The 22545-nt window shown below is 62.7% G+C and carries 21 protein-coding genes and 2 pseudogenes; 5 read left to right on the top strand and 18 right to left on the bottom strand.

Annotated elements, in window-relative coordinates; genetic code table 11:
- Positions 1 to 24 precede the first annotated feature (24 nt).
- Both Q4543_RS06610 and Q4543_RS06605 read right to left on the bottom strand, forming a co-directional pair.
- Positions 25 to 810, bottom strand: coding sequence for a hypothetical protein (locus Q4543_RS06610; protein WP_303437009.1), 786 nt, complete (start codon positions 808 to 810; stop codon positions 25 to 27).
- 136 nt (positions 811 to 946) lie between these two features.
- Complete coding sequence (locus Q4543_RS06605; RefSeq protein WP_303437008.1) at positions 947 to 2026, bottom strand: C4-dicarboxylate TRAP transporter substrate-binding protein; 1080 nt, start codon at positions 2024 to 2026, stop codon at positions 947 to 949.
- Between the two features lie 182 nt (positions 2027 to 2208).
- Here Q4543_RS06605 and Q4543_RS06600 point away from each other — a divergent pair, with 182 nt between their 5' ends.
- The 3 genes from Q4543_RS06600 (at position 2209) to Q4543_RS06590 (ending at position 5331) form a co-directional block, all read left to right on the top strand.
- Entirely contained in the window at positions 2209 to 2715 is a 507-nt protein-coding gene (locus Q4543_RS06600) for a TRAP transporter small permease (protein WP_303437006.1), read from the top strand.
- Position 2716: 1 nt separating this feature from the next.
- Positions 2717 to 4033 (top strand): TRAP transporter large permease, encoded by a 1317-nt coding sequence (locus tag Q4543_RS06595; protein ID WP_303437005.1) that lies wholly within the window; start codon positions 2717 to 2719, stop codon positions 4031 to 4033.
- Between the two features lie 188 nt (positions 4034 to 4221).
- Positions 4222 to 5331: an LLM class flavin-dependent oxidoreductase gene (locus tag Q4543_RS06590; RefSeq protein ID WP_216001809.1), complete on the top strand. Its 1110-nt coding sequence runs from the start codon at positions 4222 to 4224 to the stop codon at positions 5329 to 5331.
- A 102-nt stretch (positions 5332 to 5433) separates the two neighbouring features.
- Here Q4543_RS06590 and Q4543_RS06585 read toward each other — a convergent pair whose 3' ends face one another.
- The 7 genes from Q4543_RS06585 to Q4543_RS06555 all read right to left on the bottom strand — a co-directional run bounded on the left by Q4543_RS06585 (position 5434) and on the right by Q4543_RS06555 (position 11732).
- The gene (locus tag Q4543_RS06585; RefSeq protein ID WP_303437003.1) at positions 5434 to 6402 is read right to left on the bottom strand and encodes a dipeptidase; all 969 of its coding nucleotides are present in this window, start codon (positions 6400 to 6402) and stop codon (positions 5434 to 5436) included.
- A gap of 19 nt (positions 6403 to 6421) precedes the next feature.
- The gene (locus Q4543_RS06580) at positions 6422 to 7135 is read right to left on the bottom strand and encodes an ABC transporter ATP-binding protein (RefSeq protein ID WP_303437002.1); all 714 of its coding nucleotides are present in this window, start codon (positions 7133 to 7135) and stop codon (positions 6422 to 6424) included.
- Entirely contained in the window at positions 7128 to 7889 is a 762-nt protein-coding gene (locus Q4543_RS06575; RefSeq protein ID WP_303437001.1) for an ABC transporter ATP-binding protein, read from the bottom strand. Before Q4543_RS06575 ends, Q4543_RS06580 begins: the two co-directional genes overlap by 8 nt.
- Positions 7886 to 8869, bottom strand: coding sequence for a branched-chain amino acid ABC transporter permease (locus tag Q4543_RS06570; protein ID WP_303437000.1), 984 nt, complete (start codon positions 8867 to 8869; stop codon positions 7886 to 7888). The genes Q4543_RS06575 and Q4543_RS06570 overlap by 4 nt, the downstream gene beginning before the upstream one ends.
- Positions 8870 to 8873: 4 nt before the next feature.
- A complete protein-coding gene (locus tag Q4543_RS06565) occupies positions 8874 to 9743 on the bottom strand; it encodes a branched-chain amino acid ABC transporter permease (protein ID WP_216001814.1) in 870 nt (289 codons plus the stop codon).
- 67 nt (positions 9744 to 9810) lie between these two features.
- Positions 9811 to 10983, bottom strand: a complete 1173-nt coding sequence (locus Q4543_RS06560; protein ID WP_303436998.1) for an ABC transporter substrate-binding protein — start codon at positions 10981 to 10983, stop codon at positions 9811 to 9813.
- A 128-nt stretch (positions 10984 to 11111) separates the two neighbouring features.
- Entirely contained in the window at positions 11112 to 11732 is a 621-nt protein-coding gene (locus Q4543_RS06555) for a TetR/AcrR family transcriptional regulator (RefSeq protein WP_303436997.1), read from the bottom strand.
- Between the two features lie 217 nt (positions 11733 to 11949).
- Between Q4543_RS06555 and Q4543_RS06550 the strand changes: the two are divergent.
- Positions 11950 to 12422, top strand: a pseudogene (locus tag Q4543_RS06550) (IS3 family transposase); the annotation flags it as partial.
- Positions 12423 to 12427: 5 nt separating this feature from the next.
- Here the strand turns inward: Q4543_RS06550 and Q4543_RS06545 are convergent.
- The 9 genes and pseudogenes from Q4543_RS06545 to Q4543_RS06505 all read right to left on the bottom strand — a co-directional run.
- A pseudogene (locus tag Q4543_RS06545) lies at positions 12428 to 12581 on the bottom strand (IS3 family transposase); the annotation flags it as partial.
- A 51-nt stretch (positions 12582 to 12632) separates the two neighbouring features.
- Positions 12633 to 13937 carry a hypothetical protein gene (locus Q4543_RS06540; protein ID WP_303436996.1) on the bottom strand — a complete coding sequence of 435 codons (1305 nt, stop codon included), beginning with the start codon at positions 13935 to 13937 and terminating at the stop codon, positions 12633 to 12635.
- Positions 13927 to 14931, bottom strand: coding sequence for a zinc-binding dehydrogenase (locus Q4543_RS06535; RefSeq protein ID WP_303436995.1), 1005 nt, complete (start codon positions 14929 to 14931; stop codon positions 13927 to 13929). The genes Q4543_RS06540 and Q4543_RS06535 overlap by 11 nt, the downstream gene beginning before the upstream one ends.
- Positions 14931 to 16259 (bottom strand): histidinol dehydrogenase, encoded by a 1329-nt coding sequence (gene hisD / locus Q4543_RS06530; protein ID WP_303436994.1) that lies wholly within the window; start codon positions 16257 to 16259, stop codon positions 14931 to 14933. The genes Q4543_RS06535 and hisD overlap by 1 nt, the downstream gene beginning before the upstream one ends.
- 57 nt (positions 16260 to 16316) lie before the next feature.
- Positions 16317 to 17114, bottom strand: coding sequence for an ABC transporter permease (locus Q4543_RS06525; protein WP_303436993.1), 798 nt, complete (start codon positions 17112 to 17114; stop codon positions 16317 to 16319).
- Positions 17111 to 18076, bottom strand: a complete 966-nt coding sequence (locus Q4543_RS06520; RefSeq protein ID WP_303436992.1) for an ABC transporter permease — start codon at positions 18074 to 18076, stop codon at positions 17111 to 17113. Before Q4543_RS06520 ends, Q4543_RS06525 begins: the two co-directional genes overlap by 4 nt.
- Positions 18077 to 18188: 112 nt before the next feature.
- Positions 18189 to 19286: a PotD/PotF family extracellular solute-binding protein gene (locus Q4543_RS06515; protein WP_216001822.1), complete on the bottom strand. Its 1098-nt coding sequence runs from the start codon at positions 19284 to 19286 to the stop codon at positions 18189 to 18191.
- Positions 19287 to 19322: 36 nt separating this feature from the next.
- Positions 19323 to 20585, bottom strand: coding sequence for an ABC transporter ATP-binding protein (locus Q4543_RS06510; RefSeq protein WP_303436991.1), 1263 nt, complete (start codon positions 20583 to 20585; stop codon positions 19323 to 19325).
- Positions 20560 to 21336 (bottom strand): SDR family NAD(P)-dependent oxidoreductase, encoded by a 777-nt coding sequence (locus Q4543_RS06505; protein ID WP_303436989.1) that lies wholly within the window; start codon positions 21334 to 21336, stop codon positions 20560 to 20562. The genes Q4543_RS06510 and Q4543_RS06505 overlap by 26 nt, the downstream gene beginning before the upstream one ends.
- A gap of 75 nt (positions 21337 to 21411) precedes the next feature.
- Between Q4543_RS06505 and hisC the strand changes: the two genes are divergently transcribed.
- Complete coding sequence (hisC, locus tag Q4543_RS06500) at positions 21412 to 22515, top strand: histidinol-phosphate transaminase (protein WP_303436987.1); 1104 nt, start codon at positions 21412 to 21414, stop codon at positions 22513 to 22515.
- Positions 22516 to 22545: the final 30 nt, after the last annotated feature.

Below are 22545 nucleotides of genomic sequence, written 5' to 3'. Positions count from 1 at the left end.
CCGATCAATAAACACGCGATGCCGTCACTGCCAACCGGACACCATCTGACGGTCGGAATACCCAAAACACTGCTGGATCACATCTTCTAGGAGGATCATCGAGCGCAGCGCCCGCGCGACATCAGCCCAAGGGTGATCGGCCAGCACCAACGTGCCAAACACCGCCGTGGCGCGGGTGATCCGCAACAGCTTGTCGGCAACCGCGCCCGGATCGCCGTAAAGCACACAAGCGTCGATCGCCTCGTCGATGCGGGCCTTGCGGGCGTGTGGCCCCAGAATGTTGCGAAAATAGCTCCGACACGGGCTGGCGGGCGCCATCACCATGTCGCGGGCCGTGGCAACATCGTCGGCGATCAGCACCGAGCGCGCCACACGCCAGTCGCCGGGATGGGCGCAGCGACCGGCGCGGGTGCAGCCGGTGACATGGGCGCTCCAGTGCCGCGACAGGGTTTCGGTGTCGGCCCAACTGACGGAAAACGGGGCGCGGCATGGGCCTGCGGCGATCGTTTGCGCGGCCTGAATCTGCGGAGAAACAAAGAGGCCGTGGTCGGTTTCGCCAGTGCTCTGGGTCACTCCGCGCGTGCTGGCGAGGCGAAGCCCGGGCGGGCAGATGGCGGTGCTGCGCAGTTCGAGACAGGCTTCGCCCTCTGGTCCGCGCGGGCCGCTGCGGCGGGTTTCCGAACCCGCCACCGGGACATAGAATTCCGAAAACCCAAGTGCACGGGCGACGCTTGAGCGTCCGCAATCTTGGGCTCCGAAGCGTTCAGAGCGGTGATGTTCGGGCGGAACGAACAGGTATCCCAGTTTCATTGCGGCCTCCTCCCAAAGGCGAGGGCCCCGGCGCGGCCCCTGCCCGTGATGATACGGGCAGGGCAGTGCGCTTTTGAAATGACATCTACAGACGAAAGGCATCAGGAAACCTGATACCCTCCGCATCGTGCCTGCGTCAGTTCAGGACGTATTCCACCGGCCAGTGATGCCCGCCATCGCGCGCGGCATCGATGAAATCCTGCAGTACCTTGGTTCCGGGCATCCCGCGCGAATCCGCCTCGGCAGCGCTTTTGCGCGGCAGCTCCGACAGGCTGCTGGCCCATTGTGCGCGCACGTCCTCGGGCAGCTCGTTGATGATCGCGCCGTTTTCGCGCAGCGCCGCCAGCCCCGCAGCCTGACTGTCATCCATCGCCTTGCCATTGCTGGCTTCCCAGGCGCGGCCCACCTCTTCGATGATGATGCGCAGATCGTCGGGCAGCGCCTCCATCTTGCGCTGGTTGGCGGTCATCACCACCACCGGCATCGCGCCATATCCGATCAGCGTGTAATAGGGCGCCGGTTCGTAATACTTGAAGCCATTGTAGCCCGCCGGGGTCATCAGCCAGCCGTCGTAAACGCCGGTCTTCATCGCCATGTAGCCTTCGGGCAGGCTGGATTGCACCGGCACCGCTCCGGCGTATTCCAGCCACGGCAGGTTCGGGCCCGCGCCGCCGATCTTGACCCCCTTGAGATCCTCGACCGTTTTCCATTCATCAACAGTGCCCAGATGGTAATTGTCCCATGCGCCGAGGCCCAGCAGCACCTGACCGAATTCCTTTTCGAACTGTTCCGACAGCCATGGGTTCTTGTCATAGACCACCCGCACCGCCGAAATCGCATCTGATGTTGCCTGCGGGCCGAACGGTTCGAAATACGGGAAATTGTGCAGGTACAGGTTCGACGGCTCGAAGCACACGCAATAGCCGCCAAAATCCAGCAGGCCGGTCTGCACCGCCTCAAGCGTTTCGGACACCCCCGCGATGCCGCCCCCGTAGGATTCGATAAAATTGACCTTGTGCTCGGTCTCTTCGGCGGCGCGGCGCTTGACCTCGGTGACGAAAAAATCCGACATCGTGGTCACGTAGGGCGCTGGCCCCTTGGGGTGACCCGAGCCGATGCGGAATGTGAAACTGTCGGCCTGCGCCGCCGATGCCGCGCATGTAAGCGCCAGTGCGGTGCCGGCGACAGCCATCGAATGCCTGTGTGTGAAGCGCATGAAATATCTCCTCCCCTTCGATCCGTGGCGCGGCTGGCCGGACCGTCTGGCGGGATATGCGCCCGCCGCCTGCCCCGCGCCTTGCAGGAGTGTTACACTAATTTATCGATTGATAAACAAAAATCTTGTGGCGAGGCGTCCCTGACCATAGGCTCTGCCCGATATCGAAGGTGGAGGAAAAAATGAAATTTCAGACAGCCCTCGCTCGCTGGGCGCATATTCTGTCGGCGGGCTGGGTGTTTCTTCTGGCGTTGCTGATCATCGCGGATGTGGTCGGGCGCACGCTGTTCCTGCACCCCATCGCGGGCACCAAGGAGATCTTGCAGAACTCTGTCATCGCGGTGACCTTCCTGCAATTGCCGCTGGCGATTCTCACCGGATCGATGCTGCGCACGACGGCGCTGGTGGATGCGCTGGGGCCCCGCAGCCGGCTGATGATGCGCTGTTTCGCCTGGACGCTCGGCGCGCTGCTGTTCGCGGCCATCGCCTATGCCTCGCTGCCCGCCGCCTTTGCCGCGATCCGCCTTGGCGAATACGAGGGCGAAGGCGCGATGCGCATCTACACATGGCCGGTGCGGTTCCTGCTGATCGTCACCAGCGCGCTTGCCGCCCTTGCCTATCTGTCGACGATGATCGCCGATCTGCGCGGCGGCGGCGAAGACACCCCCTACTCAACCGTGCGGAACTGACATGACATTGATGATTTTCGGGGTCCTCGGCCTCTTGATGCTGTTCATCCTGATGGGCGTGCCGCTGGCGGTGGCGCTGGGTTCGGTCAGCTTTGTCGGGGTGTACTGGATGCTCGGCAGCCTCGACATTGCCCTGTCGATCCTGAGTTCCACCGCCTACGAAGCGCTGCGCAAGGATATCTTCATCATCATCCCGCTGTTCGTGCTGATGGGCGATTTCGTCAGCCGGTCGGGATCGGCCAGCGATCTTTACAGCCTGTGCAACCGCGCGTTTCGCCGCCTGCCCGGCTGCCTTGGCGTTGCGACCGTGATGGGCAACGCCATCTTTGCCGCGATCACCGGCGTGTCTATCGCCGCCGCGGCGACGTTTTCGCGCATCGCCTACCCAGAGATGATCGCGCTGGGGTATTCCAAGCGCTTCTCGCTGGGCACGGTCGCGGGCAGCGCCTGCCTCGGGATGCTGATCCCGCCGTCGATCCTGATGATCGTCTGGGCGGTGCTGACCGAGCAATCCATCGGAGCGCTGTTCATCGCCGGGCTGGCGCCGGGGCTGCTTCTGGCGCTGGGTTTCTGCGGCTACTGCGTGTTCTACGCGATCCGCAACCCCGACTGCGCGCCGATGCAGGCCGCCCCCGTGGCCGGCGCAGGCGATTCTGCCGCGCTGCGGCGACAGATGCTGGGCGGGCTGTCGATCCTTGGGCTGATCGCGGTGGTGATCGGTGGCATCTGGGGCGGGCTGCTGACCCCGACCGAGGCGGCCGGGTTCGGCACCATCGGGGCCCTGTTGCTGGGCATCGCCAAGGGCATGACCCGCAAGGACATCACCGAGGCGATCTACAACGCCGGGCGCACCACCGCACCGATCCTGATCCTGCTGGTGACGGCCTCGATGTATTCGCGCTTTCTGGCGATGGGCGGGGCGACGCAGGTGATCGGCGATCTGATGTTCTCGATCAGCGAATCGCCGGCGGTGGTCGTGGCCATCATCTTTGGCGTCTGGATCCTGCTGGGCATGTTCATCGATTCGACATCGATCATCCTGCTGACGGTGCCGATCTTTGCACCGGTGGCCACCACGCTGGGAATCGATCCGCTGGCCTTTGCGATCTTCGGCATTCTGGTGATCGAGGCGGGGCTGCTGACGCCGCCCTTCGGCATCCTCGTGTTCACGGTGAAAGCCGCAGCGCCGGGGGATGACATCGCGCTTGGCGACATCTTTCGCGGTTCGGTGCCGTTCTGGATCCTGATCCTCGGCGTTGCGATCCTTGTGCTGCTGTTCCCGGCGCTGAGCACCTGGCTGCCCTACAACCTGATGTAACGCCGGGCCTGCTGCACGGTCGCACAGGCGCCGGTGCCCTTGATTGGGCACCGGCGCTGTCACGCTGCGCGGGCCTTGGCGCGGCGCGGGCAGGCCATCTGAAAACCAGATGGAAGACTTCAGATCTTTTAGATTTTTCTGCTGCCTCCAGTCCTTCATCACTGTTGGAACACCCAAGGAGGAGCCAAATGAAACTGTCATTCTTTACGATGCCGATCCACCCGCTGGGCAAGCCCTATGCCCAAAGTCTGGCCGAGGATCGCGAGGCGTTCATTCTGGCCGATAAACTGGGATTTGCCGAAGCCTATTGCGGCGAACACACCACCGATCAGGCCGAGATCATCACCTCTTGCGTCGCGTTCCTCGCCAGCCTTGCCTATGAAACCAAAAACATCCGTCTTGGCACCGGCACGGTGAACATGCCCAACTCGCACCCTGCGCGCGTCGCCGCCGAGGTCGCGATGCTGGATCACATGCTGGAAGGGCGGCTGAATTTCGGCATCTCGCCCGGCGGGCTGATGTCGGACGCCGAGGTGTTCGGCAGCATGGACAAGGATCGCAACGCGATGTTCGTCGAATGCATCAACATGGTGCTCGACATCTGGGCCGGGGAAGCGCCCTACAATCTCAAGGGCGAGTTCTGGGAGGTGACGACCGAACGCACCATGATGCGCAACATCGGGCAGGGCGACATCATGAAGCCCTATCAGGACCCGCACCCGCCGATCATCGGCACCGCCGTGGCGCCGTTTTCCAAGGGCGTCAGCGCCATGGCGGAACGTGGCTGGCAGCCGATCTCGGCGAACTTCCTGCTGCCCAAATGGGCCGCGACCCATTGGCCGAAATTCGTCGAGGGCTGCGAAAAGGCCGGGATCGTGCCCGATTACAACGACTGGCGCGTGGCCAAGAACATCTGCGTCGCCGACGACATGGAAACCGCGCGCGCCTATGCTCGCGATCCGGGAAGCCCCTACGTGCTGTATTACAGCCAGTTGCTGACCAAGATGCGCGCCGGGGGCAGGCTCAACCTGTTCAAGGAAGACCAGAACATGCCGGATGACGACGTCACGCTGGAATACGTTCTGGACCGGCTGGTGATCCACGGCGATGCGCAATCGGTGGCCGACCAGATCCTTGCCCTGCGCGAGGTGACCGGGCCGTTCAAGCATCTGGTCTACGCTGGCCACGACTGGACGGATTACGACCTTGGCCGCAAGAGCATGGTGCTCATGGCGGAAAAGGTCATGCCGCTGCTGACGGACGCGACGAAGAGCGAGCCGATCACCGCCGCGGCCTAATGCCTCGGCCCGCGGCGATGCCATGCCGCGGGCCTTTCTGCGCGGGCTGTGCGTTGCCCAGTCGCGAACGGCAGGGAGGGGTTGGCGCAAAAGCCTCCTGCCCTACCAGACGCGATCGAGCAGGCTCAGCCAGTTTTCGCCCATCACCCGGCGGATCTTGGTTTCGGACCAGCCCGCGCGTTGCATCGCTGCGGTCAGGTTGGGGAAATCGGCGATGCTCTCCAGCCCGTCGGGAAATTCGACCTGCCAGATCTCGGTCAGCTGGCGGGCATAGCCCTTGTCGCGGTTGAGGTATTCGAAGAACTTCGCGCCGTATCCCATGGTAAAATCGGTGCCAAAACCCACCCGCTCCTCGCCCACGAGGTTCACGATATAATCGATGGCGGCGACGTAATCATCCACCGTCGCGCCGTTGCCAGCGGCAAGGAACGGCGGGAACATGGTCACCCCGACAAAGCCGTCATGCTCGGCGATGAACCGCAGCTGTTCGTCGGATTTGTTGCGCGGATGTGCCTTGAGACCGGCGGGCAGGCAGTGGGAATAGGCCACCGGCTTCTTTGACGCGAGGATCACGTCGCGCGAGGTCTTCGGCCCGACGTGGCTGAGATCGCAGAGCATCCCGACCCGGTTCATCTCGGCCACCACCTCGTGGCCGAAATCCGACAGACCGCTGTCGGTGCTCTCGTAGCAGCCCGACCCGACGAGATTCTGGGTGTTGTAGGTCATCTGCACGATGCCAACGCCCTGCTCCTTGAACAGTTCGATGAACTCGAGCCGGTCTTCGAAGGCGGTGGTGTTCTGGAAGCCGAGCACGATGCCGGTCTTGCCCGCGGCCTTGGCGACGCGGATGTCAGCGGTGCTGCGCGCCTTGACGATCAGGTCGCCATGCTGCTGGAACTGGCGGTTCCACGCGCCGATGTTCAACATCGTGTCACGGAACCCCTCCCAGACCGAGCAGGTACAGTTGGCCGCCGTCAGCCCGCCCGCCGACATGCTTTCGAACACCGGACGGCCCCAGTCCGAGATGATGAGACCGTCAAAGACGATGAGATCGTCGTGCAGCGTGGTCATGTGTTCAGGTCCTTCAAGGTCAGAGATAGATGTTGCGCACGATGGCGTCGTGATCGCCCGCCATGGCGCGGACGTCGCCGCCATCGACCACCTGCCCGTCGCGCAGGACGATGAAGCGGTCGGCGGCGCGAAAGGCGAGGTTGAGGTTTTGCTCGACCATGAGCAGCGTCACCCCTTCGCTCTTAAGCCGGTCGATGATCTGGGCGATCTCTTCGCAGAACTGCGGCGACAGGCCTCCCGACGGCTCGTCGAGCAGCAAGAGGCGCGGGCGGGACATCAGAGCCCGGCCAATGGCGACCATCTGCTGTTCGCCGCCCGACAGGGTGCGCGTGGCCTGACGGCGGCGCTCTTTCAGGCGCGGGAAGCGCTCGTAGATGTCGGACAGGGTTTGCGCCTGCTGCTTGCCGCCCCGGCGCATGGCGCCGAGCCTCAGGTTGTCTTCGACCGACAGGTCCGGGAACAGATCCCGCGCCTGGCTGACCTGGGCGATGCCATGGGCAAAGATCTTGTGCGGCGGCAGGCCGGCGGTCTCGATCCCGTCCAGCATCACCGACCCTGAGGTCGGCGTCACGAAGCCGCAGACGGCGTTGAGCGAGGTCGATTTGCCCGACCCGTTCGCCCCCAGCAGCGTCAGGCATTCGCCAGGGAGCACATCGTAGCTTGCGCCGCGCAGGATTGGTTTCTTGCCGTACCCGACGTGCAGATCACGGATTTTCAGAAGCGGTTCAGGCATGTCCAAGGTAGGCCTCCAGCACAGCGCGGTCTTCGCGGATCTCATCCGGGGTGCCTTCGGCGATGCGCGCGCCCGCCGCCATCACGAGGATGCGGTCGGCGGCGGCCATCACCAGTTCCACCGCGTGTTCGATCAGCAGGATGCCGACGCCCTTTTCCCCGGCGAGGCGGCGGATGATTTCCATCATCTGATCGCGCGCCACCGGCGACAGGCCCACGGCGGGTTCGTCCAGCAGCAGCACCGGCGGGTCCGAGGCGACGGTGCGCACGATCTCGACAATGCGTTGCTGCCCGCCCGAAAGGTCCCCGGCGCGGGTGTCGGCCATATGCTCCATCGACATCAGCTTGAGCAACTCGCGGGCGCGGTGGATGTTGTCCGCCTCGGATTTCAGCGCGGCGCTGCGCCCCAGAAGAATGTCGAGGAACGAGCCTTCGGTCTGCGCATGCAGACCCGTCAGCACGTTTTCCAGCACCGTGAGCGCCGGGAACAGCCCGCCGTTCTGAAAGGTGCGGCGCACGCCCTTTTCGGCGATCTCGTGCGGGGAAAGCTGCGTCAGTTCTGCCCCATTTAGAAACACCGTCCCGCTGGTCGGCGTGACATAGCCCGAAATGGCATTGAACAGCGTCGACTTTCCCGCACCATTGGGGCCGATGACAGCGCGGACATTGCCCTGCATCAGGGTGAAGGACACGTCGTCAAGCGCGGTCAGCCCGGAAAAGCGGACCGACAGGCCGTTTACATCGAGCAGGGTCATGGGGCCTCCCGGTAGTGACGTTCGACAAAGATCGGCGACAGGCGGCGCAGCAGCGAGGCAAGCCCCATCGGCATCAGCACCAGAACCCCGGCAACGATCAGGCCAAAGAACAGCTCTTCCATGCCCGGAAAGGCGCGCAGATATTCCGGCAGCGCCGTCAGCAGCACCGCCCCGAGCACAGAGCCCAGCACTGAGCCGAGGCCGCCGACCAGCACCATGGCAAAGGAGGCGATCAGGTGCAGCATGCCAAAGCTTTCGGGAAAGACATGCCCGACATGGCGGGCGAACAGCGCCCCGGCGCAGCCCACCACGAAGCCCGACCACATGAAGGTCACAAGGATCACCCGCGACGTGGGAATGGCAAGCGATGCGGTTGCGATCTCGTTTTCGCGCACCGCCATGACCGCCCGGCCAAAGCGCGAGCGCAGCAGGTTCAGCGTGGCCTTCACCAGCAGCACCGTCACCCCGAGGAAGACGTAGAATTTCAGCGTGTCATCGGTAAGCGAGATGCCGAAGAGCGTTTCGCGCGGCATCGGCGTGCCATCGGTGCCGCCGGTCAGGGGCGCGAAATGGGTGTAGCCCCAGCGCATGAGCTCCCCGAAGGCCAGCGTAATGATGGCAAGGTAATAGCTGCGGATGCCTCTCAGCGCCGCAGCGGACGCAAGGAAGCCGCCGAGCGCCCCAAAGGCGCCAGCCAGAGGGATGGTCAGCAGCCACGGCACCCCCAGCTTGGCGGCAAGAATGGCCGAGGCATAGGCCCCGATCCCGAAGAAGGCGGTGTTGGCAAAGGCAAGCTGCCCGAGGTTGCCGATGGTCAGCGTAAAGCCAAGCGTCACCAGCACCGACACCAACATGCCGTTGGCGATGAACTGCGTGTAGGGATTGGTGGCCAGCGGCAGCAGCAGCAAAAGCACGGGCACGGCCCAGAAGATCCATGTGCGCAGGCGGCGTTGACGGGCAGAGGGCATGGTCTGACTCATGATCTTACACCTTCACCACGGCCTTGCGACCGAACAGGCCCTGCGGGCGGATGAACAGCACGGCGACGATGACCACATAGGCGGTGATCTCGATCAGCGCGCTGTCGATGTAGGCACCGGCATATTGCTCGGCGACGCCCAGCAGCACGCCGCCCAGCACCGCGCCCCCCAGCGAGCCAAAGCCGCCCAGCGTCATCGCGGCAAAGCCCTTGATCAGGAAACTCGCGCCAAGGTCCGGGTGCAGCAGCGACACCGGCGCCACGAGGATGCCCCCGAGCGCCCCCAACGCCGCGCCGATGCCCCATGAAAAGTCGTTGAACCGATCGACATTCAAACCGATGAGCCGGGCGCCGCGCGGGCTCTGGTAGACCGCCTGCACCATCTTGCCGAGATCGGTCATCGCCAGCAGGCCAAAGAAGATCAGCAAGAGCACCAGCACCGTGCCGATGATGAACACCGCGTCTCCGGTGATCACCAGATCACCGACGAAGATCGGCGCCATGTCGAACACCGGCGGCATCGGCAGCACCTCGCGGCCCCAGACCATGCGGGCGATGCCTCGCAGCAGGTAGCCCGCGGCGATGCACATCAGCGCAAGGCCGATATGCGGCCCTCCGCGGATCGGCCGGATCAGGCCGCGGTTGAACATCACGCCCAGCACGAACATGGCCGCCATCGCCAGCACTGCCGCCGGAACAAAGGCCACGCCCAGCAGCACGACCAACACGTAGGACAGGAACGCCCCCGCCATGACGAAATCGCCGTGGCCGAAATTCACCACCGTGGTGGATCGGTAGACCACCGTCAGCGACAGCGCGATCAGCGCATAGATCATGCCTTGGGAGAGACCTCCCAAAGTCAGCTGCATCAACATCTTGTCGGCTCCTTCAATGTCCCCGAAAAAGGCCGGGCGCAGCGCTGCCGCGCCCGGCAGTCGGGGATCAGTAGGGCTGGCCCCAGGCGCGCAGCACCGTGGGTTCGCCATCGACAAAGCCCGCCACGGCCGAGCCCTTGACCCCTTGGTGGTCTTCGGGGGTCCAAGTGATCGGGTCAGACAGAATGCCGGTGTCGAAATCGCGCACCTCTTCCAGCGCCGCCATCAGCTTGGAGCGCGTCAGGTCCGGCCCGACCGCCTCGAGCGCCGAGACCAGCGCCTCGGCAGAGCCGATCGACACGAAGGAGAACGTGGAAAGCTCTTCATCCGGGTCGTACTTGTGGATCATCTCGCCCCACTGCTGCATCAGCGGCCCGTCGAGATTGTCCACATAGGAATGGATGACGTAGTAGTTCTGCACAGTTTCGAAATCGCCGGTGCGCTTGAGCGTGTTCTCAAGGTCGGTCCCGGCGGTGCCCATCACCGGCACATCGCCCATGCCGTATTTCACCAGATCGCGCAGGAAGATCGCGGTTTCTGCCTCGTAAAGCGCGGCAATGATGAAGTCGGGCTTTTCCTGCCGCAGCTTGAGCACCTGCGCGGTGGCATCGGTCTGCCCGCGCTCCATGGTCAGCTCAAGGCTGGGCGAGACGCCGTTTTCTTCCAGATAATCGCGGGCAGGGTTGGAATAGCTGTGCGCCCAGTCGTTGGAATGCTCGATGATCGCGACATTGCTGGTGTCGGGCTTGGACAGAACAAAGGCAGCCATGGCCCGGCCATTGGCACCGCCCGTGGGCACGCCGTGAAAGATGTTCTTGGCAAGCGGGTCCGAGATACTGTCGCTGACCGCGTGCGCGACGATCCACGGCAGGCCGGCTTCCTCGATGGTCGGCCGCAGCGCCAGCGCCACGCCCGAGCAGGAATTGCCCTGAAGCATGAACACCTTGTCCTGCGAGATCAGCTTCTTGGCCGCGGCGAGCCCCTTGGCGCTGTCGCAAGCGGTGTCTTCCTGTACGGCGATCAGCTTGCGGCCATGCACGCCGCCTTCCTCGTTGACCTTGTCGTAATAGGCCATCATGCCCACCAGCGCCTTGCTGTAGGACGAGGCATTGCCGGAAAACGGGCCCATGACGCCGATGGTGATGGCGTCCTCGCTCAGCCCTTCGGTTTCCCAGTCCTGCGCCAGCAGCGGCGTCGCGGCAAGCGCGGCGGCGGCCAGCATCAAAGTGAAGGTCTTCATCTGTCTCTCCTGTCGGATGTCTGTTGGATGGTCGGCGGCTGTACCGCTCTGGTTGGAGGCTGACGCCTCATGTTAAATACCGACTGTCTGGTTTTTAAGTTGCGGAAGGTCGTTCCAGTCGGTTGCTGTCAGTCGGATATGACGGGGCGGACGTGAACGGCGATGATCGCCTTCAGCGCGCCCAGCATCTCGGTGAAATAGCTTTCGTCGCGGCGCAGGACCGCCTGCACCGCCATACCTCGAAACACGTTCATCACGAGGTTCAGCGCCACGCGCGAGGTCACCACCTTGGGATCGACCGCCACGAAAGTCTTCGACCAGGTGCGTTCGAACTGCTCGTGTAGATCGAGGATCAGCGGTGACAGGTGGCGACGCAGATCCTCGTCCCCCCGCGCCGCAACGATGATTTCAAGCGACGAATAGAACCAGTCGCCATTGAGAACCCCGTCATAGATCGCGTCGAAAAAGCCATCATAGCTCAGGCGACCTGCCCGAAGCTCTGCGCCAAGGGTTTCGAGTTCATTGGCAAAGTTTGAGAACATCTCTTCGGTGGCGGCAACGATCAGATCCCGCTTGCCGGGGTAGTGGTGGGTTTGCGCGCCCCGCGACACCCCTGCCCGCTTGGCGATGCCTGCGGTGCTTGTATTGGCATAGCCCACCTCCATCAGCGACTGCGTCGTTGCGCGCAGCAACAGGGCCCGCGTCTGGGCGCTGCGCTGATCCTGTGTGCGTCGTGTCGTGACAGTCATGTGCTCTCCATTTGAAAACAGGTCAGTTTGTTTTTATATTCCTGTCAACAAGTTTTCCAACTGCGCATTGGCATTGATAGGGTCCATTGCGTCACTTGCCGAAAATTGACGCAACAGCCCCCGCGAGAGCCTGCAGTCTGATGGAGTCTCTGCTCAACCGTGACGGAGCAGGCGAATGAGCTAGAACCGTTTCACCGGTTCAGGGGACCGTGGCCCAGAGATCCGCGAGGAGATGAGCAGAGCGCAGCGAAGCGGCGCCGGTTCGGTCGTCGCCGAATCGGTATCCTGCTCGGGCGCAAGGGCATGCTCATGAACCACGAAAAGCTTTAGAGGGACTGTCGGTGAAGCGACGGCGCGGGCGCAAGCAGGTCCGTGGGTCACGCACGCCGATGCCAGAGGCGGCGCATCCCAATGCCCGCAGCTCGCCAGACTTTCTGGCAGACAGCTTCGGCGCCTCGCGCACGTTCCGCATTCTGGCGGTGATCGACGATTGCCGCCGGAAGTCCCCGTGCCTGACCGCCGACACCGGCATCTCGGGCGCCGTCGCCATGCTCGCTCAGGCCAATGGCGACCGCCCGCGAGCTGGATGTGCTGGTGCGGATCTACGGCAAACCCGCATGCATCGTCAGCGATAACGGCACCGAGTTCACGAGCCACGCCATCCTGAACTGGACCGACAAGAACCGGGTGGCCATTTTCAGGACATCCCCTTCCTCTTGGGGAATGCCGGTCTCGCGCCCAAGCCGGTCGGTCTTTTGCGCGAGGCTCAAATCCTCTTTCGACACCACATCGGTGCCTCGGGATTCATTTGTTCCGCGTCGACAAGCCAACGCCTAGATCATCAGCAACGCCGTGCCGCACTGGCAAAATCATCGACACTTTGAAACCTGTGAACGAGCGTCATTCCGGGCGCACTGAGTCGAAGAACCGCGAGAACATGTCCTCGCCATCAACCGGGCGCGAGGCCGCCGCAAGCGCGATGCCCAGCCCGATGGCCGATGAGGTTGGATTGTGCCGCTCGGCACCTTCGCCCGCGTTGAGGTTCATCACCAGAGCCGGCGACAGGAACAACCCGCTGCGAACGATCTCTTCCCAATCCTCGGGCAGGAGCTCCTGCGCCTTGAGATGTGCAAGCCATGGTTTCCAGAATGTCTCGGCCTTGGCGTCCAGCAGCGCCAGCCGCGCAGGTGTCGGATGCCAGTCGGTCTCGAAAGACAGAACGTCTTCGGACAGCGTCACATTGGCCTCGAACCGTTCCGCCGCCATTTCGGGATTATAGAGCCAGAACGGATGGGCGAAGATATTGTGGAAGGTCGATTTGACCTCGGCCAGAAGCCCCGGCACCTTATTGCCTGCAAACGCCGGATCGAAGAAAGAGAGCCGGTCCTGATCTTCGCCTCGTTCGTACCAGACATTGGCGTTATGCGCATCGCCATGGGCCACGATCCCGCCGGCACTGGCGGTGTTCAGCGGTGCGTAGCGTGTGAGCGCGTCGTCGAACGCCTGTCGCAGGCTCGACCCATAGCTGATGCCATTGACCCGAACGGTGGCATCGGCGATCTCGTCCCAATCGAGCGACACCCCGCCCGGGAACGCGAACCGTTTGCCAACGTAGAATTTCGCCAGACGCCCGCCGGGATAGCTGCCCGCGGGCAGATCGATGAGGCGCTCGTAGAACAAGCGGTGTATCGGTTCCGCAGCGGCCTGCGCGGGAGAGATCGCCTGCAGCGTCTCTTTGGCGACGGACAGAATGCGGGCGTTGAGATCGGCCTCGGCCGCACGGGCGCGGGCGGTGGCCGTCGCATCAGGCGCTTGATCCAGCTCGAACAAAACATCCGAGAAGCGCGGATCAGAGCGGCGTCGGTAAATCAGCACCTGCTCGCCCGCCAGCGTCGACATGTGCACCGGTTGATCGACGGGCAAACCCGCCGAGGACAGGATATCGGCACGGTAATATTCGCCGGTCATGTCCTCTTCGCCGTCTTCCTGATGGAATTTGAAGAAGAAGGCCTGATCGCCGGATTCGAAAAACCCGTTGAGGGAATTGAGTGAGTACTGATCCTGATTGATCCTGAGATCGCTCACCGGGATGTCGAACAGCCCGGTGATGAACTCTTCGAGCATGGTCTGCGCCCGTGGGATGTCTTCGCGCGCCACCGCCCGAATTTCGGCGGTGCGGGACGGCGTTGGGGTATCAGTGGCCATGATCACCTCCGATTTGAATGAGAGTTTTGATCCCGCCGGTGTCGCCCGCGAGCAGCCTGTCATAGGCTGCCGGGACCTCGGCGAGAGGAAGAATTTCCGCAATGAACGGATCGAGATACGGCGCGAGCGCAGGCAACATGTCATTGATGCTCGCCAACTCGTCTCCAAAGGCGTGACAGCCGATCAGGGCGATCTCGCGCTCGACCAGTTGCACCGGATCGATGATCTTGGCCGCGCTGCCGATCCCCACAAGACCCAGACGGCTTGCGCCTGCGATGGTGTCCAGAAGGCGAGAGATCACATCGGCATTTCCGGTTGTGTCGATGGCATAACGGAAGCGTCGATCCGCGAGTTCGTCGAGATCCGTGGCGATGGCGCCGGTGACCTTTGACAGCAATCCGCTGCGCGCCGCGTTGCGATCCAGAATGCAAACCGGATGGCCCGCGCGGGTCGCAAGAAGCGTGACCAGAGCGCCAATCGGGCCGCATCCCGCCACGACGATCTCGGCTCCGCCCGGCAGCGCCATGAGGTTGAGCGCATGCAGGGCAACCGCCAGCGGCTCGGCCATGGCAAGATGGCGATCCGCCACATCCGCCGGGGCTTTCAGCACGTTCCTTGCGGGCACGGTCACCTGCTCGGCAAAGCCGCCATCGATCACCTCGCCCAGAAACCCGAGCTTTGTGCAGACCTGACCGACGCCGTCGCGACAGGACGGGCAAACGCCGCAGGTCCAGCGGCTGTCGACGACGACACGATCGCCAACCGCCACATGAGAGACCTCTGCGCCCAGCTCTGTCACCGTCCCGGTAAATTCGTGACCGGCGATCGACGGGGCACGGCTGATCCATGCTCCGGTCCGGTAATTGTGCAGATCAGAGCCACAGATGCCCGCGACAGAAACGGCGAGCGTGACCTCCTTCGCCGCGGGAGCGGCGGGGCCGGGGACCCTCTCGAAACGAAGATCCCCGATCCCATGGAGGCGAACCGCGTCCATCACTCCGGCTTCAGGTAGGCGTTGCGCAGGTCGCTGACAGCGTTGGCGTGCGACGAGAAGCCCTCGTATTCCGCGAGGGTTTTCGCGGCTGCGGCCATTTCCGGATAGCCTTTCTCGGTGACATAGCCGACCGAACTGCGGCGGATGAAATCGGTGACCGAGAGCGGCCCGTAGGTGTTGGCGCCTTTCGAGGTCGGCAGCACCGCGTTCGGCCCCAGCGCGAAATTCGCGATCGAGACCGGCGTATGGGTGCCGAGCAGAATTTCCGAAGCCTCGGTGATGTCACCAAGATAGTCGAAGGGCTTGGTCGACAGGATTTCAAGGTGCTCGGGCGCGTATTCGTTCACGAAGGCACAGGCATCCGCCATATCCTTTGCAAGGACGATACCGCCCGACGCGCCGGTCAGGACGGTGCGCGAGAATTCGACACGGGTCTCGGTCATCTTGCCCCAAAGCTCGGGCAGAGCGGCCAGCGCCTCTTCGACGACGCGCTCGGAGGGCGTCACCAGCCATGCGGAACTGTCGGGGCCGTGCTCGGCCTCGATCAGAAGGTCCATCGCCGCAAGGCCGCCCGACACGGTGTGATCGGCAAGGATCATCCCTTCCGACGGACCGGCGGGCAGGCCCGGATCGATGATCCCGGCCAGCAGGCGCTTCGCCGCGACGACCCAAGGGCTGCCCGGTCCGACAATCTTCTGGGCTTTCTTGACGGTTTCGGTGCCGAAGGCTGCCGCCGCCACGGCCTGCGCGCCGCCGCACTTATAGATGGTCTCTACGCCAGCGATCCGCGCCGCGACCAAGGTCGCCGCATCAATCTTGCCGTCCGGCCCCGGAGGGGTGAAAATGGCGAGGTTCGGCACCTTTGCGACCACCCCCGGCACCGAGGTCATCATCGTGACCGAGGGGAACGATCCCTTGCCACGCGGCACATAAAGCGCGACCGAATTGATCGGCAGGTAGCGGTCCCCCGCAAAGGCGCCCGGGCGGATTTCCTTGAGGAACATCGGTTCCGGCGCCTGCTCCTCATGGAAGGAGCGGATGTTCTCGATCCCATAGCGGATCGCCTCGATCACCTTGTCATCCACCAGCTTGAAGGCTTCGTCGAACTCTGCCTCGGACACCTGAAGCGTCTCTGCCGTCAACGGCGTCGCCTTGTCGAAATCACGCCCGAACCGAACCAGCGCGGCGTCGCCTTCGGTTTTCACCGCATCGATGATCGGCTGCACCTTGTCGAGGAAGAAGGACAGATCGGCTTCGGACCGGCGGATGAGCGCGGCGCGTTCGGCTTTTCCCAGACCAGCGAGTTTTTGCACGTTGACGTCAGACATGACGGATCCTTTCGTATGATCGTTCGCGACGCCGCGACCGCGAGGGTCGGGCCATCATCATTTTGATTTCAAGAAGATTTCGAGCCCGACGAGGCGGTCGAGCAGCCACACCGCGAGCAGCGCGATCACCACGAAGACAGAGGAAACCGCCGCCAGATCGGGCGTGATGATCGAGCGAATATTGTTATAAATCTGCACCGGCAGGGTCACGGTCCGCGCATCGGTCAGAAGCAGCGAGACGAGGAACTCGCTCATTGCCAGCACGAACATCAAAAGCCCCCCGGTGATGACCCCCGGCATGACACCCGGCAAGGTCACGAACCAGAAGGTCTCGAAGCGCCCTGCCCCGCAGCTCGATGCGGCCAGTTCAAGATCGCCATCAAGCGCGCCGGCGGAAGAGGACACCGACCAGATGATGAACGGGAGGTTGATCACGGCAAGCGCCACGCCCACCGGCCAGAGGCTTCCCAGAACACGCCATTCGCCAAAGACCAGCATCATGCCGATGCCAGAGCCGATCAGCGGCACGGTGAATGGCAAAAGCAGGTAGATCTGGATCGCATTGGCAAAGCGCAGCTTGAACCGCGACAGGGCAAGACCGGCCAGCGTGCCGACGGGCACAGAGACGATGAGACAGACGGTAGAGACGATCAACGAACGCACGAAGGCCTGCTGCAGATCGCGTGCGAGGGCGATCTTCCCGTACCATTTGAGCGTGAAGCCTTCGGGCGGGAAAGAGATCATGTTGGCGGTGGTGAAGGACGCACCGACAACGATGATCGTGGGCACCGAGAGGATGAGGATACAGAACCAGACAAGCGCCCAGAACAGAATGCGTTGCGATCTTGCGGTCATTTCCTGCTTCCCATGCCAAGTGTCCCGGCGCCGAAAAGCGCGATGACCACACCGACGATGACCGACCCGAGCACCACGAGCAGCAATGCAAGCGCGGCCCCGAGACCCTGATCCGCAGTGCGGAAGAACTGGTCATAGATCGCGTTGGCGATGAAATCCTGCGAGCCGCCGCCCAGCATGGCAGGCATCGCGAAATCGGTCAGCGACAGCGTTCCAACCACCAGCCCCGCACCGATCAGGCCTGGCTTGGCCATCGGAAGGACGATGTGGCGAAAGCTTTGCAGCCAGTTGGCCCCCAGAGACGACGCCGCGGTTTCGGTTTCGCGCGGGATTGCCGTCAAGGCGGGGGCAAGCATCAGCACCGCAAAGGGCAGCATGTATTGCACCAGACCAAAGACCACGGCCGGGAAGTTGAACAGCAGGCGGATCGGCTCGATCCCGACGAGACCAAGCGCGTTATTGGCGACGCCGTTGGTGCCAAGAATGATCAGAAGCCCGTATGCCCGCACCACCTGACCGATGAAGAACGGCAGGAAGAGCGTGACCAGAAGCGCCTTGCGCACAGCCGAACGTGTCGTGCGCACCATGATATAGGCATAGGGCAGCGCGAGCAGCAGCGTGAAGAAAACTGTCAGCCCGGCGGCGAAGACGGATCGCATCACCACACGGCCATAGGTCGCGCTCTCCATCACCGCTTGGTAGTTCTCAAGCGTGTAGGCCTCTGACGGCCGAAAGGTCGCACGGTCGAGCGTATGAAGCGAGCTGTCCGCCATTTCGAACAGGCCGAGCACCAGAATCCCCACCAGCAAAAGCGCAGGCATGATCAGCGCCCATCCGGTGTAGGGTGACATACGGGCCGGCCAGAACCGGTCCAGACCATAGTTCAATGCGTCCATGATCCGCCAGCGCAACGGGTATCTGAACGTGGTTTGAGGATCGTCCGTGGACGGGATCTGGGGCATTGCGGCGTTCCGGGGTCACGATGGGGGTGGCTGGCTGCGCATGGCCCTCAAAGGCGCGGCGCGACCATGAACAGGACCGGGAGAATATCCCGATCCTGACGTGCATGTGGGCTCAGCCCTGCATGATTTCCTTGAACTTGGCGAACCAGTCGCTTTCGTTCTGAACCTGAACCGCCGACGAAACCCGGATTAGATGTTCGAAATCTTCCGGCTCGGTCGGGTAGGACGGATCGCCCGCAAGCCCTGCCGGCGGGGTAAGACCCTCGATGACGCCCGGAAGCCCGAGACCGTCAAGCCAGATCTGCTGGCTTTCCTGCGACAAGGCCAGATTGATGTACTGCTTGGCCCAGTAAAGCTCGTTCTCCGGAAGGCCCTTGGGAATCCACAGACAATCGGTGTCGAACTTGCAGCCCTCTTCCGGCACGGTCCATGCCAGCTCTACGCCGTTCTTCTTGGCCGCAAGCGCGTTGGTCGAGATGGTGCAGGCCGCATCGATTTCACCATTCTGGAACCATGTGGTGAAATCCGGATCCTCACCCAGAAGCGGGTTCTGCTCTTTCATCTCGCGGACGAAGTCCCAGCAGGCATCCATGTTGTCGGGGATATCCTCAAGGCTGCCACCGCCCGCGACCTGCGCGGGGAAATGGAAGCCGATACCGTCGTTGTAGAGCGCGATACGGCCCTTGAACTTGGGATCGAGCAGATCACGCCAGGATTTGGGCGGACCATCCGGGAAGGCGTCGGGGCGATAGGCCAGCACATAGACATAGCCATAGGTGTTGACCATCGGATAGCCGTCTAGCCCGACCGGCTTGGCCAGTTCGGTGGTGTTGGCGAGGTTGGTGAGATCGGAGATATCCTCGGTCACACCGCGCAGCGCCGATTTCGTCGCATTGGTGGTGGTGTCCCAGTTGATGTGGATCGGCGGCACGCGGTTCTGCGCCACGGCGGCCCAGACCTTGGGCTGGATCTCATTGTCTTCGGTCAGATCGTGACGCACGGCAATGCCGGTCATCTCGGTAAAGCGGTCGGAGACGCCCTTCTTCAGCGATTCAACCCATTCGCCGCCCCAGGCGCGGACGATGATCTCGGACGGCTTCTCGGGTTCCTGCGCAAACAGGCGGCTGGCGGGCAAGGCGGTGAGCAGAGCTGCTCCGCTGGTCGCCAGACCGGCTCGCAGAATGTTCCGGCGGGAGTATTTGATGGACATTCGGTAGTTTCCTCTGTTGGTAAGCGGCGTTTTTTCTTATGCCGCTGGGCTGAATATCTTCAGATCGCGACGGTTCCAACCAAGCGCGACGGGGTCACCAACGCGGAACAGGCCGAAACTGTCAGGATCGTGGTGATAGACGCGGAAAGTCGCGCCGCAAAGCGCCCCGATCTCGACGACATACATCTGGCGCTCGCCCTCGAAGATCGTGTCACACACGCGCCCCTCCAGCGTCATGTCGCAGGCCGCAAGCGCCTCGCGCGTTCCTGCAAGGCGGATCTGTTCGGCGCGGATCGCCGCCACCACCGGCGCCCCGGTTTCGAACCTGCGCGCGGCTGTCCCCTGCACCACAAGATCCCCAACCTGCAGATTGCCATCCGCGGTGGCCGTCCCTTCGACAAAAGAGGACAGACCAAGGAACCCCGCGACAAACGGATTTGCCGGGGCGCGATACAGCGCGACGGGGTCGGCCTGCTGCTGGATGCGGCCCCCATCCATGACGATGACATTGTCGGAAACGACGAGCGCCTCGCGCTGGTCATGGGTCACGTTGATGGTGGTGACGCCCAGCTCATGCTGAATACGGCGGAATTCCAGCTGCATTTCCTCGCGCAACTTAACATCGAGCGCGGCGAGCGGCTCGTCGAGCAGCAGAAGATCCGGCTCGAAGACCAGGGCGCGGGCGATGGCGACGCGTTGCTGTTGCCCGCCGGAGAGCTCGTTGATCCGCCGGTCGCCATACCCACCAAGTTTGACGAGATCGAGAAACTGGTCCACGCGCCCTGCGATCTGGCGCGGATTGAACCGCCGCATCTTGAGCGGGAAGGCCACGTTCTCGGCCGCAGTCATATGGGGGAACAGGGCGAGCTTCTGGAACACCATCCCGACAGAGCGACGATGCGGCGGGGCGGCATCGACTGCCTTGCCATTGATGGTGATTTCGCCTGCGGTCTGCTTTTGAAACCCGGCGATCATGCGCAACAAGGTTGTCTTACCAGAACCTGACGGACCAAGGATCGTCAGGAAGCGCCCCTTCTCCAGCTCGAAACTCGCATCGTCAACCGCAAGCGCACCGCTACCAAAATCCATCGACACATGACTTGCGCGCACGGCGACCTCGCGGGCCGCTTGGGTGGCATCTGCTTTCGCGGCGATCTGAACTGTCATCGTTGCCCCTGTGATCTGCTTTGGAGGGTAAGTAAGCACTCTTGAAATTAAAAGTATATACTTATGTCCGAACCAACTGGCAGTTTGGCCAGAAGTGGATACCTGCCTAAATTTTGGCCAGATATCCACCATCGATGACTATGCAGTGACCAAAAATATAGTTGGCGCCACTTGACGCAAGAAACCTAACCGCTGCCGTCAGGTCGGACAGATCGCCCATGCGGCCTGCGGGGATATTGGCGATCATCTTCGCAACCCAGTCCTTGTCTTCGTAGAAGACGCTGGTCAAATCGGTCTCGAAATATCCCGGCGCGATGGCGTTGACGCGGATGCCCTTTGGCGCCCATTCGGCGGCCATGGCACGGGTCATGCCGAGAACGCCGCTTTTCGACGCGCTGTAGGGCACAGCGCCCGGAACGCCAACATAAGAGGTCAGCGAGGCCAGATTGATGATGGATCCACGTTGCGCCTCTGCCATTTTGGCTGCAACGGCCTGCGCGACAAAAAACGCCCCTTTAAGATTGGTGTCGACAATCCTGTCCCAAAGCGCCTCGTCGACATCGAGAGTATCGCGGACCGACTCAACGCCGGCATTGTTGACAAGCACGTCGATCGGGCCAAGAGGTGCAATCTGGGAGCGTATCGCCCCCAGATCCCGTTGATCGAGACCAAGACAGACCGCTTCGCCCCCCATGTCGCGAATCTCTGTTGCCACGGACGTCAAGGCTTCGGCGCTCCGCGCACTCAGGATCAGGCTTGCGCCATCGCGTGCAAACGCAAGGGCAATCTCGCGCCCGATGCCGCGGCTCGCGCCGGTGACAAACACGGTCTTGCCCGTGAAGTCGAACCTGACATCGGTCGCGATGCTATTTTCATCTTGCATTCGTCCTCGGTCCCATAATTGTATGTATATACATATGTGTGGTAAATCGCCACGCTTGAGTCAACGGAGATTATCATGACGCCCCCCAGGTTTCCCGCCAGACCGGAGCTTGCCTCTCTCAAGCCGTACAATTCCGGGCTGACAGTTACTGACGTTGCGAGCCGTGCCAAGGGGCATCCCATTGCAAAGCTGGCCTCGAACGAAAATCCGCACGGCCCCAACGCCGCTATTCAGGCGGCGATGCGCGATGCGATCGCGCGCCCCTTTGTTTATCCAGATCCTTCCGCCCGTGCGCTTGCCGATACAATCGCATTGCTGACCGGCGCCGAAAAAGACCGGGTCATCCTAGGAGACGGATCGGAAGACTTGCTCAACGTTCTGGCGCGCGCCGTGTTGAACCCGGGCGATGAGGTGGTGACCCTGTTCCCGTCCTTCCCGCTTCACGAGGATTACGCCACCATGATGGGGGCCAAAGTGACCCGCATCGGCCTGACCCCGTCGTACGAGATCGATATGGGTGCGCTTCTGGACGCCGCCGCGCGGCCGGTGCGCCTTACGCTTCTCGCCAACCCGATGAACCCCGCAGGGCTCTGGCTCGGCCCCCAAGAACTCGACGCATTGCTGGCGGCGCAAAACCCCGAGAGCCTGCTGTGCCTTGATGAAGCCTATGTCGAATATGCCGCCGGTCCGGATTATGCCTCGGCAACGGAACGTCTCGCCAAGCATGACAAGCCGCTGTTGATCCTGCGCACCTTTTCCAAGGCCTATGGGCTGGCGGGATTGCGCATCGGCTATGGCATCTCCAACAGTGATGACGTGATCGATGCGATGAACCTTGTCCGAACGCCTTTCAACACCAATGCCGTGGCGCAAGCCGCCGCGCTCGCGGCGTTGACCCACACCGAAGAGATGGCGCAGGCGGTGTCCCACACCCTGCGCGAACGGGCACGGATGGCAGAGCGCCTGACCGCTCTGGGCCTGCGCGTTTTGCCATCCAAGGGGAACTTCCTGTTCGTGGACTGCGGGCAGACCTCTTGCGATGTCGCGGATCGGCTCATCAGCTTCGGCGTGATCGTGAAACCGTGGAAACAGGAAGGCTTTGAGAGCTTTCTGCGCGTCTCGGTTGGTCTCGACTGGGAAAATGACCAGTTTCTGGAGGCAATGGCCCGGGTTCTCTGACCCGGGCACCTCGCCTGTCCGTGGCTTGCG

The organism is Salipiger sp. 1_MG-2023 (assembly GCF_030547555.1).
In the GTDB taxonomy this organism is placed as follows: domain Bacteria; phylum Pseudomonadota; class Alphaproteobacteria; order Rhodobacterales; family Rhodobacteraceae; genus Salipiger.
This window is presented reverse-complemented; position numbering and strand designations above follow the sequence as displayed.

Excerpts from the sequence above, each read along its gene's own strand:
- Q4543_RS06610 (WP_303437009.1), bottom strand. The coding sequence starts at position 810 with ATGAAACTGGGATACCTGTTCGTTCCGCCCGAACATCACCGCTCTGAA.
- Q4543_RS06605 (WP_303437008.1), bottom strand. The coding sequence starts at position 2,026 with ATGCGCTTCACACACAGGCATTCGATGGCTGTCGCCGGCACCGCACTG.
- Q4543_RS06600 (WP_303437006.1), top strand. The coding sequence starts at position 2,209 with ATGAAATTTCAGACAGCCCTCGCTCGCTGGGCGCATATTCTGTCGGCG.
- Q4543_RS06595 (WP_303437005.1), top strand. The coding sequence starts at position 2,717 with ATGACATTGATGATTTTCGGGGTCCTCGGCCTCTTGATGCTGTTCATC.
- Q4543_RS06590 (WP_216001809.1), top strand. The coding sequence starts at position 4,222 with ATGAAACTGTCATTCTTTACGATGCCGATCCACCCGCTGGGCAAGCCC.
- Q4543_RS06585 (WP_303437003.1), bottom strand. The coding sequence starts at position 6,402 with ATGACCACGCTGCACGACGATCTCATCGTCTTTGACGGTCTCATCATC.
- Q4543_RS06580 (WP_303437002.1), bottom strand. The coding sequence starts at position 7,135 with ATGCCTGAACCGCTTCTGAAAATCCGTGATCTGCACGTCGGGTACGGC.
- Q4543_RS06575 (WP_303437001.1), bottom strand. The coding sequence starts at position 7,889 with ATGACCCTGCTCGATGTAAACGGCCTGTCGGTCCGCTTTTCCGGGCTG.
- Q4543_RS06570 (WP_303437000.1), bottom strand. The coding sequence starts at position 8,869 with ATGAGTCAGACCATGCCCTCTGCCCGTCAACGCCGCCTGCGCACATGG.
- Q4543_RS06565 (WP_216001814.1), bottom strand. The coding sequence starts at position 9,743 with ATGTTGATGCAGCTGACTTTGGGAGGTCTCTCCCAAGGCATGATCTAT.
- Q4543_RS06560 (WP_303436998.1), bottom strand. The coding sequence starts at position 10,983 with ATGAAGACCTTCACTTTGATGCTGGCCGCCGCCGCGCTTGCCGCGACG.
- Q4543_RS06555 (WP_303436997.1), bottom strand. The coding sequence starts at position 11,732 with ATGACTGTCACGACACGACGCACACAGGATCAGCGCAGCGCCCAGACG.
- Q4543_RS06540 (WP_303436996.1), bottom strand. The coding sequence starts at position 13,937 with ATGGCCACTGATACCCCAACGCCGTCCCGCACCGCCGAAATTCGGGCG.
- Q4543_RS06535 (WP_303436995.1), bottom strand. The coding sequence starts at position 14,931 with ATGGACGCGGTTCGCCTCCATGGGATCGGGGATCTTCGTTTCGAGAGG.
- hisD (WP_303436994.1), bottom strand. The coding sequence starts at position 16,259 with ATGTCTGACGTCAACGTGCAAAAACTCGCTGGTCTGGGAAAAGCCGAA.
- Q4543_RS06525 (WP_303436993.1), bottom strand. The coding sequence starts at position 17,114 with ATGACCGCAAGATCGCAACGCATTCTGTTCTGGGCGCTTGTCTGGTTC.
- Q4543_RS06520 (WP_303436992.1), bottom strand. The coding sequence starts at position 18,076 with ATGCCCCAGATCCCGTCCACGGACGATCCTCAAACCACGTTCAGATAC.
- Q4543_RS06515 (WP_216001822.1), bottom strand. The coding sequence starts at position 19,286 with ATGTCCATCAAATACTCCCGCCGGAACATTCTGCGAGCCGGTCTGGCG.
- Q4543_RS06510 (WP_303436991.1), bottom strand. The coding sequence starts at position 20,585 with ATGGTGGATATCTGGCCAAAATTTAGGCAGGTATCCACTTCTGGCCAA.
- Q4543_RS06505 (WP_303436989.1), bottom strand. The coding sequence starts at position 21,336 with ATGCAAGATGAAAATAGCATCGCGACCGATGTCAGGTTCGACTTCACG.
- hisC (WP_303436987.1), top strand. The coding sequence starts at position 21,412 with ATGACGCCCCCCAGGTTTCCCGCCAGACCGGAGCTTGCCTCTCTCAAG.